General features: G+C 42.1%; 12 protein-coding genes. 5 read left to right on the top strand and 7 right to left on the bottom strand.

The annotated features are described in order from the left end of the window. Positions 1-21: 21 nt before the first annotated feature. From BOD01S_RS06010 to BOD01S_RS06000, 4 genes are all read right to left on the bottom strand, one after another. A complete protein-coding gene (locus BOD01S_RS06010; RefSeq protein WP_036159618.1) occupies positions 22-1689 on the bottom strand; it encodes a b(o/a)3-type cytochrome-c oxidase subunit 1 in 1668 nt (555 codons plus the stop codon). Positions 1690-1753: 64 nt separating this feature from the next. Beyond that, the gene (locus BOD01S_RS06005) at positions 1754-2248 is read right to left on the bottom strand and encodes a cytochrome c oxidase subunit II (protein WP_036158399.1); all 495 of its coding nucleotides are present in this window, start codon (positions 2246-2248) and stop codon (positions 1754-1756) included. A gap of 40 nt (positions 2249-2288) precedes the next feature. After that, the gene (locus tag BOD01S_RS23810; protein ID WP_269845627.1) at positions 2289-2411 is read right to left on the bottom strand and encodes a hypothetical protein; all 123 of its coding nucleotides are present in this window, start codon (positions 2409-2411) and stop codon (positions 2289-2291) included. Positions 2412-2623: 212 nt separating this feature from the next. Further along, a complete protein-coding gene (locus tag BOD01S_RS06000; RefSeq protein WP_036158403.1) occupies positions 2624-3079 on the bottom strand; it encodes a chemotaxis protein CheX in 456 nt (151 codons plus the stop codon). 288 nt (positions 3080-3367) lie between these two features. Here BOD01S_RS06000 and BOD01S_RS05995 point away from each other — a divergent pair, with 288 nt between their 5' ends. From BOD01S_RS05995 to BOD01S_RS05980, 4 genes are all read left to right on the top strand, one after another. Next, complete coding sequence (locus BOD01S_RS05995; protein ID WP_036158406.1) at positions 3368-6979, top strand: dynamin family protein; 3612 nt, start codon at positions 3368-3370, stop codon at positions 6977-6979. 12 nt (positions 6980-6991) lie between these two features. Continuing rightward, positions 6992-7798, top strand: a complete 807-nt coding sequence (locus BOD01S_RS05990; protein WP_036158409.1) for a sulfurtransferase — start codon at positions 6992-6994, stop codon at positions 7796-7798. 171 nt (positions 7799-7969) lie between these two features. After that, positions 7970-9106, top strand: coding sequence for an N-methyl-L-tryptophan oxidase (gene solA / locus BOD01S_RS05985; protein ID WP_036158413.1), 1137 nt, complete (start codon positions 7970-7972; stop codon positions 9104-9106). A 216-nt stretch (positions 9107-9322) separates the two neighbouring features. Beyond that, positions 9323-10210, top strand: a complete 888-nt coding sequence (locus tag BOD01S_RS05980) for a copper amine oxidase N-terminal domain-containing protein (RefSeq protein ID WP_036158416.1) — start codon at positions 9323-9325, stop codon at positions 10208-10210. A gap of 135 nt (positions 10211-10345) precedes the next feature. Here the strand turns inward: BOD01S_RS05980 and rnz are convergent, their stop codons facing one another. From rnz to BOD01S_RS05965, 3 genes are all read right to left on the bottom strand, one after another. Then, the gene (gene rnz, locus BOD01S_RS05975) at positions 10346-11284 is read right to left on the bottom strand and encodes a ribonuclease Z (RefSeq protein ID WP_036158419.1); all 939 of its coding nucleotides are present in this window, start codon (positions 11282-11284) and stop codon (positions 10346-10348) included. Positions 11285-11302: 18 nt separating this feature from the next. After that, entirely contained in the window at positions 11303-12109 is an 807-nt protein-coding gene (locus BOD01S_RS05970) for a S1C family serine protease (RefSeq protein ID WP_036158422.1), read from the bottom strand. 75 nt (positions 12110-12184) lie between these two features. Then, positions 12185-12913 carry a sulfite exporter TauE/SafE family protein gene (locus BOD01S_RS05965; protein ID WP_036158425.1) on the bottom strand — a complete coding sequence of 243 codons (729 nt, stop codon included), beginning with the start codon at positions 12911-12913 and terminating at the stop codon, positions 12185-12187. Between the two features lie 470 nt (positions 12914-13383). Between BOD01S_RS05965 and BOD01S_RS05960 the strand changes: the two genes are divergently transcribed. Beyond that, the gene (locus BOD01S_RS05960; RefSeq protein WP_036158428.1) at positions 13384-14592 is read left to right on the top strand and encodes an NAD(P)-dependent malic enzyme; all 1209 of its coding nucleotides are present in this window, start codon (positions 13384-13386) and stop codon (positions 14590-14592) included. The last annotated feature ends 45 nt before the right edge of the window (positions 14593-14637 follow it).

Raw genomic sequence — 14637 nt, 5'->3', positions numbered from 1 at the left:
TTCCGGGAAGGAGCATTTTTATTACCAAGGCATAAAGCCTTTTGAGCCGGCAGGAGAATTTGAAATAATATCTATAATCGGCATCGTATAAGCAAAGACAATTAATGCTACTAAAATGACACCCCATATTTTAAAGTTTTCAAGAATAGCAGGTGTTTTTTCTGCACCAGGAGCTACTGTAGCAACAGGAAATTCCTCTTCCCCCTTAGGCGCAAACCATATTAACTGGACAACGATATACATAATAACCAGGATGGCAATAAATAATATTGTTCCTCCAACGGCCTGTGCAATTTGATAAGGAATCCAGTCATAAGCCATTTCAGCTCCGCCGTAAGTAGAGTATTCAGAGCGGCGAGGCGCCCCAAGTAAGCCGGCAAGATGCATTGAAAGCGACATGATAAGCATACCGATTCCCCATAAAATCCCCGATACATTTCCTAAATAGTTCAGTTTCGGTGTTAGAGTACGGCCTGTTAAATGCGGGATCAGCCAGAAAGCGACACCAAAGAATGTCAGCGCAACTGCAGTTGCCACCGTTAAGTGGAAATGTCCTGTTACCCAAATTGTATTGTGTACCAGTTGGTTCATTTGGTAGGAAGCATTGACAATTCCGCCGGCGCCGCCTGGAATAAATGCAACCATACCGATAAATGGCACTAAAAAGCGGGCATCTCCCCAAGGAAGGTTCTTAAACCAGCCGAGTACGCCTTTACCGCCAAGCTCGCGTCCACGCATTTCAAATGTAGCAAAGAGCGAGAAGGCAGTCATGAGCGATGGAATAACAACAAAGAATGTTAATACTACCTGAACAAATTTCCAGAACCCTTCAATTCCTGGCTCAGTCAGCTGGTGATGAATACCAACAGGGAACGAGAATAGCAGGAACAGGATGAAAGATAAGCGGGCAAGTGCATCAGAGAAAATATGTCCGCCGATTACCTTTGGTACGACAACATACCAGGCCATATAAGCAGGAAGCAGCCAGAAATATACTAAAGCATGGCCAAAATACCAAAATAGTGTACGGGATAACAGTATATCAACGCGTTCAACAAGCCCTAATGACCAAGGAAGAAGCTGGAACAGAACTTCAACTGCCACACCTAAAGAACATGTGATCCACAGAATTGAATTTACGACAGCCATATAAGTAAGGAGTGGGGAAGTCTGTCCTTTGTTTTCCTTTTTCCATCGGTAATATTTCAAAATTTGCATAATGCATAGCAGCCAAGAGCCTACAACGACTAATGCCAGGCCGAGATAGAAGATCCAGTGTGCCTTTAGCGGCGCGTAAAATGTATACAGGACCGTTGCTTTATTCAATAGAACCATGGCAGCAGCAGCAGCTGTACCAACCAACATTAACCAGAAACCTGTCCATCCGATTTTCCGCTGTACATTCGTGAATGCGCCGGCTGTTCGGCTAATAGAGGCGATTTGAAAGCCCATAATAAAGAATGTTGTTAATATAAGTGCAAGTAAAATACCATGAACAGTTAGGACCTGATAGTAACCAATTTTAATGCCAAGCGGTAAGGTAAATTCACCAGAACGGACCAGCACCTGGAGCAATCCGGCAAGACCTCCTAATAATAGGGCTATAAATGCAACGTACATATGAGCCATAGCTAATTTTGCATCTTTTCCATCTACACGGATAAAGCTCGCTGTTAATTTTTGTTTCATGGAAGGGGATTTCTCCTCTTTTTCTACCAAAGCTGTTTCCTTTTCTTCTACTTTTCCATATTCATCAATTGTTTTGTGCATTTTCATCCACCACCTTTAGCGTACCGTACATATATGTATGTCCTGTACCGCAGTATTCGTTACATACGATCAAATATTCGCCGGCTTTATTCATTTCTGCCACATATTCAGAAACGTATCCCGGCTCCAGCATCATATTAATATTCGTCTGGGCAATTTCAAACCCATGGATAACATCTCTTGTCGTCGCGTAAAACTTCACGACAGAACCAAGTGGCACTTCAATTTCATTCGGGTTATAGCTGAATGCGGAGGCGACAAGCACCACCTCGTAATCCCACTCCTTACCTTCAACTTTATGAACACCCGGATTATCGAACGGTTTAATGCTGTCGACATTTTCATAATCGACTGTTATTTTCCCTTCATTTGGGTGTGTACCATTATGGAATGCCCCAATGGCTAAAATGACTAAAAATGCTACTAAAGTGGCACAGCCGAACACAAGCCACCATTTTTCATACTTATGTATGTGCATGAAAAATTCCCCTCTTTCTTAAGCGGATTTATCAATTTGACTAGAATCGATCGGTAAATAACCCAAAACAAAAAGCCCAGATGATGATGATGACAAAGCCAACAGCAAATGTCATATAAAGCGTACCTTTTAAGTTATCTGCAGCTTTTTTCTTATGTGCCATGGTGCGACCTCCTAACAAATTTTATTGGAGTAATACTTGCCTTCATAATATAGAAATTAATGAAGGGAGGATGTGAGAAAAATCACACAGAAAGGGATATTTTATGAAGAAAATGTGAAAAAAGAGGGGAGTTATAAGTAAAAAAACAGGTGGAATCAGCTATTGACTCCACCTGTTCTATGTATAGGAATTCCTGGTTTATCTTGCTTTTGCTACTCTTCATCAATCGTCAATAAGATGTTAATGTCTCCAATGCCCTCAATTGTAGCAGGGATACGGAATGCGTGCTGGAAACCGTATAATTTTGTGTTACCGACCATCACAGTCGGGGGTGTAATATCAAGTTCTAAATTATTTTGTCCAGCATGTGTGCAAAGATTGCCGGCAATCATATTACCAAATTCACCTGTGAAGGATTCCAGCATTTCTCCTTCTAAGGGCATGCCGAACATGCTTGAGCCAATATTGCTAAATACAGTTGGGGAGCCATCAATGATGACCCGTCCTTTTAAACCTCCAATCAGCCCGATTAATACACCCATCTCCTGTTGAATATATGGTTCACCTGCAAGGGAGGGGGATGCAATATTCATATTCATAGGCAGAAGCGTTTTCAAAGCATGAACGGTTCCATTTAAAATGGTTTGGATGTGGATTGTTGTACTCATAAACTAATGCACCCTTTTCCTAACTATTTTTCCCATTTTATCATGCGAAAGTTCGTAATGTATAGAACAAACAACAGGATGAATGGACGTAACATACTGATATTACCATACAATACCAACAATTTTCGACATAAATAAGGATTTTCTTTTTAGATTCCTCATGATCTTTATATAAAAGGCTAAAGTTATAGAAAAGTAGGCGAATGAATAATTTTTAGCCGATTTTCAAGCGTATCCATGTTACTATATCATTATGACAAAATTTTAAACAAAGGGGCATTAGAAATAATGGATGCTTTAGATCGACAAATTGAAGAATTGCTTCAGCAATCTTCTCTTCAATATACAATTTACAAAGAAAACAAAGATACAGAAAGAATGGAAAAGCTTCATCTATTTGCGCGGAAGCTGCTGCAAAAAGAGTATGTGATCGGGTTTGCCGGGCATTTTTCAGCAGGGAAGTCAAGTATGATTAATGCTTTATCCGGAGAGAACATTTTGGCGACAAGCCCCATTCCGACGAGCGCCAATATTGTAAAGGTTCATAAATCGGAAGAGGATTTTGCAATCTTATATTTACATAATGAAAAGCCGGTAAAGTTTGAGGCTGGTTATGACATTAAACAGGTAAAAGAGTTGAGTAAAAATGGGGATCTTGTCTCCCAAATAGAAATTGGACATAGTACATCAAGCCTGCCACCAGGTGTAACAGTAATGGATACGCCCGGGGTTGATTCGACAGATGATGCCCATGCAATGAGCACTGAATCGGCACTGCATATTGCAGACGTCGTATTTTATACAATGGATTACAATCATGTACAGTCTGAGCTGAACTTCCAATTTACAAAGCAATTGATGAAATACAATTCAAATGTTTATTTAATAGTCAACCAAATTGATAAGCACCGTGATGCTGAGCTCTCATTTGAGGATTTCAAACAATCGGTACATAATTCATTTGCCGCTTGGGGGGTCTACCCAAAGGATATCTTCTTTACATCCTTAAAAGCACTGGATCACCCGCATAACGATTTTGCGAAAGTAAAGAAAATTGTTATGGATTCTATGGGAGATTGGCAGGAACAGCTTATCTCGACAGCGAAAAATACACTGGTGAAGCTTCATCATGAGCACGAGGCATTTTTAGCTGAAGAAAAGGAAAGCCTGTTTGAAGACAATCAGGAGCTGTTATCTGAGGATGATTGGGTGCACCGGGAAGATCTGCTGGAGCAATATGGAAAGCTCACAAGGCAAACGGAGTTATTTTCTTTTGAGCAATGGAATGACCGGTTTGAGGCACAGCGGAAGGATATTTTGGACAATGCGGCCATCATCCCGGCAGATTTCCGGGAAAAACTGCGATCTTATCTAGAATCCCGCCAAGAGGGCTTTAAAGTGGGAGGCTTTTTCTCTGCTAAAAAGAAAACAGAAGAAGAAAAACAGCGGCGTATTGAGGATGCAAATGCCAGCTACCAAACGATTTTACAATCTCAGCTTACTGGACATTTGAAATCATTAATGAAGCAAGCATTAAAAGATGTAGGTGCATTAACAGATGAACGTGCGGCAGAAATTGATGCACGGTCGTTTGATGTCCCGTTCTCGGTAATTGAAGACCAGGTTCAAAGTAATGTCATGGTGACAGGAGATGCCGTGTTAAACTTCGCTAACCGGGTAGCAGAAGCGACAAAACGCTTTTTCGTTCGTGAAACAGATGCCTGGAAAGATGAACAGCAGAATGTACTGAAGCAGGTTGCCGCAGAAGCAGCAGCACCTGTACAGTTGAAGATCAATGCCATGAAAGATAAGATCCAAGCAATCAAGGAAATTCAGGCAATAGATGAACAAAAGCAGTTCAGTGATCAGCAAATGAAGCAAAGCTCTAAGGAAGTACGATCAGCTGCTAAAACACAGGTTGCAGCATGGCACACAGATTATGAGCAGGCGCTGGCGGATATCCGGCCATTTGAGGATTCGATGCTTGCACCGAAAGAACAAAAGCAGGAAATCATCGAGGAAGACGCTCAAGTACAGGCGAGTACATCACATAATACGGAGGCAGTTGTTGCCAATGCGTTGAAGACGGCCCAGGCAGTAGGAAATGTCCAAGGCTTCAAGGAAGTCGCGAATTATTTGACAAAAAAAGTAGAGCGCCTGCAGCAGAAGGACTTTACTATTGCCTTGTTCGGTGCGTTTAGTGCCGGAAAATCCAGCTTCTCGAATGCTTTGATGGGCTCCAAAGTACTTCCTGTATCTCCAAACCCAACAACGGCTGCGATTAATAAAATCCGTCCAGTGACACCAGAGCATCCTCACGAAACGGCTGACGTGCAACTAAAGACAGCAGCACAGCTTCTTGAAGATATTCAAGGCTCTTATGAAGCAATCGGTCTACAGGTAGGTTCATTGGAAGAAGCATTCAGCCGTTCTTCAGAAGGCTTGGCTGTACAGTTATCGGATGAACGCCTGAATGTCCATAAATCCTTCATTCGTGCATATGCTGAAGGATACGAGGAGTTTAAGGACAAGCTTGGTACGGTTATTCGGGTAGGACGTGAGGCTTTTGAAAAGTTTGTTGCACAGGAAAATAAATCCTGTTTCGTAGATAATATTGATTTTTACTATGATTCACCGCTTACACGAATGGGTGTCACACTAGTTGATACGCCGGGGGCTGACTCAATCAACGCCCGCCATACAGGTGTTGCATTTGATTATATTCGAAATGCAGATGCAATTTTGTTCATTACGTATTATAATCATGCGTTTGCCAAAGCAGACAGGGAATTCCTTATCCAGCTTGGGCGTGTAAAGGATGCTTTTGAGCTGGATAAAATGTTCTTTATCGTGAATGCGATTGACCTTGCTTCAACAGAGGAAGAGGCCGAGGAAGTAAAAGGCTATGTAAGGTCAGAGCTTCAGCGCTTTGGTATTCGATTCCCTCGTTTGTACGGGGTGTCCAGTTTAATGGCACTGAAGGAGAAGCAGGAGCAGGCAGATCATAAGTCTGGTATGGCACCTTTTGAAGAAGCGTTCCATCACTTCCTGAATGATGAATTGATGGGAATTGCTGTGCAGGCACTTCATGAGGAAGTAGAAAAGACACATGTTCGTCTGCGGGATCTTATCCTGCAAACGGAAGAAAACTTGAAACGGAAAGATGAGCGTCTTGAGGAGCTTGCACAGCTGGAGCAGCATATACGCAAAACGTATCAGTCAACGAATACAGCAATGCTTGAATCAGATGCAAAGCAGGAGTTGGATGAGCTGCTGTACTACGTGATGCAGCGTGTGTACTACCGTTATCCTGATTTCTTCCGTGAATCATACAATCCGTCAACGTTTGCACAGCTGCCGGCGCAACAGGCGCTCGATACAGCCTTAAAAGAAGTGCTTCAGGCGCTTAGCTTTGACTTTGCACAGGAAATGCGAGTAACGAACTTCCGTCTGGCACAGTTTATTCAAAAGAAAATGAAGGAGCGCTTCAAAGAAGATACCCAAAATCTGAAAGAGTTCAATAATAGCTTCTCCTTCCTTGCTTATGAACCGGAGGAGCCGAGCATTCTTGATTTTACAGGACCTTTTGCAGACCGTACCAAATATGCAAGTGTAAAATCCTACTATAAAAATCAAAAGGCTTTCTTTGAGAAAAATGAAAAAGAACAGCTAAAAGATGCCCTTGAAAGCCTGACGAAGCCGGATGCCCAAGTATATGTGGAAGGCGAGAAAAACCATCTGCAGCAATGGGCAATGGAGTTTATTGCAAAAGAAGCAGAGAACTTACGCTTGCATGTGCTTGACCAGGCGACCGAGCAAATTGAAACAGAGCGCATGCTGCTGCAGGAAGAAAGCCGCCTGGCTGCATGGAAAGAAATCTACGCACAACTTCAACAATAGGGAGTGTTCATGATGGGGAATGTTTTTGTAACAGTGGAGAAAGTGGAAACACCGGCAAGATTTATCGATACGCGGTTTAATCTGACCGATGCTTTAGAAGGGCGTAAGCTGTACGACAAGGAACATATTGCAGGGGCAGTCTATTTTGACCTGGAAAAGGATTTGTCAGACATGGCAAAAAAGGAAGGGCGGCATCCGATGCCTGAAAAACAACAGCTTCATGATTTGTTTGAAGCGGCAGGGCTTTCGCTCGGTGACCGGATTTATATTTATGATCAAGGCGGGACACCTTTTGCTCCGCGTGCGTGGTGGATGCTAACTTATGCGGGCTTTACCAATGTAAAGATAGTGAACGGCGGATTTGAAGCACTAAAGCAGGCTGGTTATGCAACAACTTCGAATAAGGAATCATTTGATCGGACACAGCTGATTCCGAACTGGCAGGAAAACATATACGCGAACCGCGATTTTGTCAAAGCAGTAGTAGATGGAGAGAAATCTTCTGTATTGCTTGATGCCCGCGCAGCCATTCGCTACAGAGGAGAACATGAACCGATTGATCCGGTGGCCGGACACATCCCGACTGCCAAAAATTACGATTGGGAACAGGTAAAGGATGGCAGCCATCTTGTAGTAGCGGATAATTTAGAGGCCGTAATCTCTAAAGATCAGGAAGTAGTTGTCTATTGTGGTTCTGGTGTAACAGCCTCTCCGCTTTATACTGTTTTGAAGGAAGCAGGCTACGAAAATGTCAAACTGTATGTTGGCAGCTTCAGTGACTGGATTACCGAGCATGAGGCAGCAACCGGCGAAGAATAATGTTAAGCAAGGGTTTCTAAAATAGCTATTTTGTGACGCTCCCAACAAGGCTGGTAATATGGGAACGAAACAGGAACATTATTTTAAGTAAATATTTATCAAAAAGGCAGAGCTGTCCCGAAAGTTCCGATTTTCTGGACAGCTCCTTTTCCTGTAGAAAGAAGTGAGAAGATGAAGTTCGATTGCATTATTGTTGGCGCTGGCTCGATCGGAATGGCAGCAGCCTATTTTTTAGCGAAAGCGGGCAAAACGGTCTGCTGTATAGATGCGTATGAACCGCCACATATAAATGGCAGCCATCATGGTGAAACGCGTATTATCCGTTATGCCTATGGGGAAGGGGAGGCTTATGTTCCTTTAGCTCTTCGGGCAGCCCATCTTTGGGAGGAACTTGCCGCCCAAGTAGATGAAGAACTGTTTTTGCAGACAGGAGTTATTAATGTAGGGGATCATAATAATCCATTTATCCAAACGGTCATTGAAAGTGCGAGAAAGTATGAGTTGCCGCTTGAAGTGCTGTCATCCGAAGAAGTAATGGAGCGGTGGCCAGGTATTAGTCTACCAGATAATATGATAGCAGCTTTTGAGCCGACTTCGGGCATCCTCAAGGTTGAAAAATGTGTGGAGGCCTATAAAACTCGGGCAATTGAACTGGGGGCTTCTTTTTATTTTAACGAACCGGTTCGACAAATTATAACGGGAGATAGTGTGACCGTAATAACGGATACCCACACATTCACCGCTGAACAATGTGTTATCAGCAGTGGGGCATGGACAAAACAGCTTTTGGAATCAATAGATGTTCCACTTCCGCTGTCGCCCATCCGTAAAACATTTGCCTGGTATGAAGCGGACGAACAATTATATGGTGATCTGGCTTTTCCGGCCTTTGCGTTTGAGTTGAGGGATGCATGCTATTATGGATTCCCGAGTATTGATGGGGCCGGTTATAAAATAGGGCGGCATGATGGTGGAGAACCGATTAATCCGGATGAGGTGCTTGATTCTTTTAATGAAAAGGATGCAGGAGATTTAGATAATTTTATCGATGACTATATGCCTCACGTAGGGCCTTTAAAGGAAGGAAGAGTATGCAAGTATACGATGACTCCAGATGAACATTTCATTATTGATCGATTATCATCGTCTGCGAATATTATAGTAGCTTCGGGCTTTTCCGGGCATGGATTTAAATTTGCCAGTGTAATTGGAGAAATAATTAGTCAAATGATCTGTGGGGATGAATGCCAATACGATATAGACTTGTTTAAACTAAGTCGTTTTAAGGAAGTATCCCTCGGTGTTTAGTGAATAGAGTTTCTAGTCTTTCTCCATCATAGGAGCAGAGGATTCTCTCTCTAATGCCGGGTCAATCATGTATGAAACGAATACTTTCCTGCTAAAACTGCTTCTGGGTGAATGGGGTTCTATGGGAGTGTACGGAGGAAGAAGCTGAAAAATTGTAACCTTTTTGAAAGCTGGGCGACCAATCCTTTGAATACAAATAAAAAGGAGACGTACATGATGAAAAGAAACATTCCAATCGCATTATCATTCGCACTACTGACAGGGGCAATCGCTCCGACAGCATTCGCACAATCCCAGGATGTATCGGCAGCTAATGAAGAAGCAGAGCAAGTACAGGAAAAATTCCTAAAACTAACTGGGAAGTTCCAGTCATTTGAAGAACGTACAAACGGATCAGTCTATTCTCTTATTGAAAAGGGAGAGGAAATTTTTGCTATTGTAGCAGATGAAAGAACTGTTGTAGTGGATAATCTCGGTAACCCGGTGGAGTTAAAAGAAGGGATGGAATTTACAGCTTTTGTGGATGCTGAAAAACCAATGATCATGATTTATCCGCCTCAATATTCGCCAGAGTTGATTGTTGTTCAAACAACTGAACCGGGATTCGTAGAAGTTGATGAGTTTGATAAGGAATATACGGGTAAAAAGCTGAAATTAAACCTGTCGGAAGAAACAGTAATTGAAAACTTGTCAGGTACAAAGCTGAATGCTGAGGATGTAGCAGAAGCAAATGCAGCCGTGTTCTACACAGCCTCAACAAGAAGTATTCCTGCCCAAACAGCGCCTTCTAAGGTAATCGTTTTAAGCTATGATGTAGAACAGGGCAATAACAAGTCTGTAGATGAGATAATTGAAAAGGACTTTTATGAAGTAGATGGTGTAAAAATGATCCCGCTTCGCCTTGTAGCAGAGCAGCTTGGCTGGAAAGTTGAGTCAACAGGTAAAGGAGCGGTACTTTCAAAAGACGATACATCCATCACGATTACTCGCGGAACAAAAACATTTGTTCATAATGGAAAAGACAGCGAATTTAAAGCTGCACCTTCCTTGCTTGAACCGATCAAAACATATGTACCCGTTGATTTTGTAGATTACCTAAAATAATCAGGACAATATTAGCTAAAGGAGCAGTCGTCAAAGGACAACTGCTCCTTTAGCTTTCCCTGTCAGGACGGTGAATCTTAAATGCACCATAGTGAGGCGGCGCAAAAGTTTGTTTACCAACTTTTACACCACTTTTCATTGTTTCATAAGTGTGCTGTTTTTTAACTCAAATAACGCAAAATCATCTGCTGCAAAGGTAGAAGGGAAGATAGTCTGGCTTTCATTAACTAGCCGTTCAATATCTGCCTTTAAGAAACGGGCGCTGAGATGAGTGAGGATAAGATTCTTTGCATTAGCCAGCTTGGCTATTGATGCCGCCTCGGTATTAGTAGAATGCCCGTAGCTAGCTGCTAAATCAGTGGTGGAGGAATCAAATGTTGCCTCGTGTACGACAATATCCGCTTCTTTTGAAAGCTCAATAGAGGTATTACAATACTTTGTATCACCAAGAATAGTGACCGTAAAGCCTTTTTTTGCTTCACTTAGAACATCTGCTGCTCTCACGATTGCCCCGTCTTCAAGTGTTATATCGCGCCCGGATTTCAGCTCGCGATAAAGTGGTCCCCGCGGAACACCAAATTTTTGGACTTTGTCTACAAGCAATTGGCCGGGGAGGTCTTTTTGCTCCACTCGATAACCAAAACAGTCGATTACATGCTGCAGTTTTTTTGCGTGCACAATAAAGTGTTCATCTTCATAGACGACACCTTCTTGAACTTCTACAAAGTGAATAGGATACGTAAGATGAGTTTTGGAATAACGAATGGTTGCCTCAACAAAATCCTTTACCTCTGCTGGTCCAACAATTGTCAGCGGAGATTCTCCGCCAAGGAAAGAGCGGGAACCCAAAAAGCCGGGAAGACCATAAATATGATCCCCATGCATATGGGTGATGAAAATTTTATCAACTCTGCGAGGTTTAATCGCTGTTTGTAAAATCTGGTGCTGGGTCGCTTCTCCGCAGTCAAAAAGCCAAATGCTGCCGATTTCGTCCAATAATTTAAGGGCAATGGAAGTAACATTACGCTCCTTAGATGGCATACCGGCACCAGTCCCTAAAAATTGCAGTTGCATGTCCGTTCCTCTTTTCTTCTATTGATAAGCCTGATGAAAGGCATCAATTGGTATAAACAAACCGACCTTGCCATGCTCATCAGTATTTAATGTGGCAAAGACTATGCCTACGACTTCGCCTTTTTCTCTAATGACAGGACTGCCGCTGTTTCCTTTGTAAATAGGTGCCTGCATCATCATGACCGGCTCCTCCCAATCATCTAACTGTACCCAGTCAAGAACCGTTCCCTCATTTGCAATTCCTGTGAAATAAAGGGGATTTCCGATAAAGTAGACATGTTCATTAGCATTATAATGATAGTTATTGGCAATGTCGAGGTATGGCAAATCTGTTCCCTCGACCTTTATTAGCGCCGTATCGATCTCTGGATAGGCGGCAATAACTTCCGCCTCATAAATGCCGTCATCCGGAAAGACGACTGTCAATTGCAGCGCACGGTCAATGACGTGATGGTTTGTTAGAATCAAACCATCTTCAGAAATAGCAAATCCTGTACCCTTACTGCTCCCAGTGGATACTTCGACAACAGCTTTCTTGTATTGTTTAATGTCTTCCTGTGCAGATAATCTGGTGGAAACTTTGATAAATTCCACCGCAGGAATCGAAAATATATTTAGCAAGATAGCAAAACTATTAAAGAAGAGGGCAAGTGCAATCATCCATACGAGAAGGCGGGCAAAGGGTTTCTGTTTATTTGGCTTATTATATCCGTCTAGCTTGCGCTGTCGTTCTTCCTCCAAAGCTTTTTGCTGCTCTTCTAACACAAGCTCCAGAAATTCCTCTTCTGTCAGCTCCCCTTGGTGATCTATATTGGTTTGTGTCATCTTCATTCCCCCTATCCCCATTTAAGTGTAATAAAAGAAATGAATCACATCAATGGATAAGCAAGGAATAGTAAATTAAAACAACTCCACAACCAATTGAATGATTAGAACAACGGTAATAACACGCAATAAATACTTGGCAAGCAAAGCGCTTACTTTTCTAGCTAACGCTATTCCTATCTGCGAACCGATAATCGAACCAATCATCAAGGAAAACGTTTCCGCCCATAAAATTTGCCCATTCAGTACATACATAATTGCTGCACCGAAACATGTAGCGAAAATACCGACACGGCCTAATACGACTGCTTTCATATAGGCCAGCTTTTCATGTGCATAAATATAAAGAAGCAATGTTCCGCTGCCCGGTCCGAAAAGACCATCGTATATGCCGACCCCGACTAACAGACCCGCCGTACGCTTCTTTAAACGAAGCTCTAATTCCTGGCCAAAATCTGTCTTTCCTAGAAAGGAAAGACAGAGCGCAAACAAAAGCAGACAAATAGCTATAACTGTCAGTGTCTGTTCCGTAAAGAGAGAGGCAATACCCCCGCCGAGAAGCCCGCCTATAAAGCAAAGTGCCAGGATAGGGACGACTTCATTCCAGCTTGCTTCCTTTCGTTTAAATACACTGAAGAAATTGGAAAGAGTAGAAACGGTATTAGCCACTTTGTTTGCCCCAATGGCGGAATGTACCGGCATACCAAGTAATAGCATAGTAGGCAGCGTAATAAGCCCGCCTCCGCCTGCAAGAGTACCAATTAAATTCCCGACAAATCCGATTACAAATAATATACCTAACATGCCAAAGCCTTCTTTCAATTATTATTGACGTTCTCACTTTACAGGAAGAGAAATAGAAAAGAAAGATAGAAAGGAAAACTTAAACAGAGTAGGAAATATCCCAGCTGAATTGTGTATAAAATGTGTCTTTGTGTAAGCTTTCACAAGTAGGGGAGAGATAAAGTTTGTGAAATTGTTCATATATTGCATGAAAAAGTGAAACGTGTAAAACTTCACAATAAAAACTGGGGCACAGTAATGTTTAAAAATGAATGTGAAAAATATTTATTATATAGAAATAATTAATATACCCTATTCTACCTTATGAAAAGTATGTGAAAAAATGAACAAACAAGTAGTAAATTGATTTATATCATGCTTTAACGAACTTTTTTCTAAAAATACTAATATTTCAGTTGACTCTATCTCGTTAAAGCAATATGATACTGAAATATAAAGAAAATTCCGACATTTCGAAAGGGTGGATGAAAATGGATTTAATGAAAAAGTCGTTGGAAATGCATGAACATTTCGGTGGGAAGATGGAAATTCGGGCAAAGGTGCCTGTACAAGATACGTATGATCTTAGTTTAGCGTACTCTCCGGGAGTGGCTGCGCCATGTATAGAAATTGAAAAAAACCGCTCTCTCGTATATGACTATACGATGAAAGGGAATTTAGTGGCAGTTGTAACGGACGGTACAGCTGTACTCGGATTAGGAGATATCGGACCGGAAGCGGCGCTTCCTGTAATGGAAGGAAAGGCACTGCTATTAAAAAGGTTTGCCAATGTAGATGCTGTGCCGGTTTGTCTGGATACAAAAAACGTAGATGAAATTGTTCAGATTGTTAAGGCAATTTCGCCAACATATGGCGGCATCAATTTAGAAGATATTTCAGCACCGCGCTGTTTTGAGATTGAAGACCGTCTACGTGCAGAGTGTAATATTCCTGTCTTCCATGATGATCAGCACGGGACAGCCATCGTAGTAGGTGCAGGACTAATCAATGCAAATAAAATCATCGGCAAAGAAACTGAAAAGATGAAGATTGTCATCAATGGTGCTGGTGCTGCGGGGATTGCGATTTTACGTATTCTTCTTCAAATGGGATATAAAAATGTCGTTATGTGTGATACAAAGGGAATTATTTATGAAGGACGAAAAGAGGGGATGAACCCGATAAAGGAGGGAATTGCCCATTTAACAAATCCCGAAGGCTTGCGTGGCTCGATGGATGATGCACTTGTTGGTGCTGATGTATTCATCGGTGTCTCTGTAGCGAATTTACTGACAGAAGCCCATATTAAATCAATGGCTAAAGATCCTATCGTCTTTGCTCTCGCAAATCCAAATCCAGAAATTACCCCTGAGAATGCAAAGGCGTGGGGGGTCCGCATTATCGGAACAGGCAGATCTGACCATGCAAACCAGATCAATAATATGCTGGCTTTTCCTGGAATTTTTAGAGGAGCTCTGGATGTAAGGGCAACAGATATTAATGAGGCAATGAAATTAGCTGCTATCGAAGCAATCGCATCTTTAGTGACAGATCAGGACCTGAATGAAGACTTTATCGTCCCAAGCTCTATGGATGAACGGGTAGCAGGTGTCGTAGCAAAAGCGGTTGGTTCAGCTGCTATTGATTCAGGTGTGTCGGAGCTATTCAATCAACCGATTAATAATTCAGTTGCAATTTAACTTCTTTCATTCAGTCAACACTTTCATTTTCTAATTTACTATATA

Source organism: Lysinibacillus odysseyi 34hs-1 = NBRC 100172, from assembly GCF_001591965.1.
In the GTDB taxonomy this organism is placed as follows: Bacteria; Bacillota; Bacilli; order Bacillales_A; family Planococcaceae; genus Lysinibacillus_B; species Lysinibacillus_B odysseyi.
The sequence above is the reverse complement of the archived record's forward strand: the minus strand, read 5'-3'. Positions and strand labels throughout refer to the sequence as shown.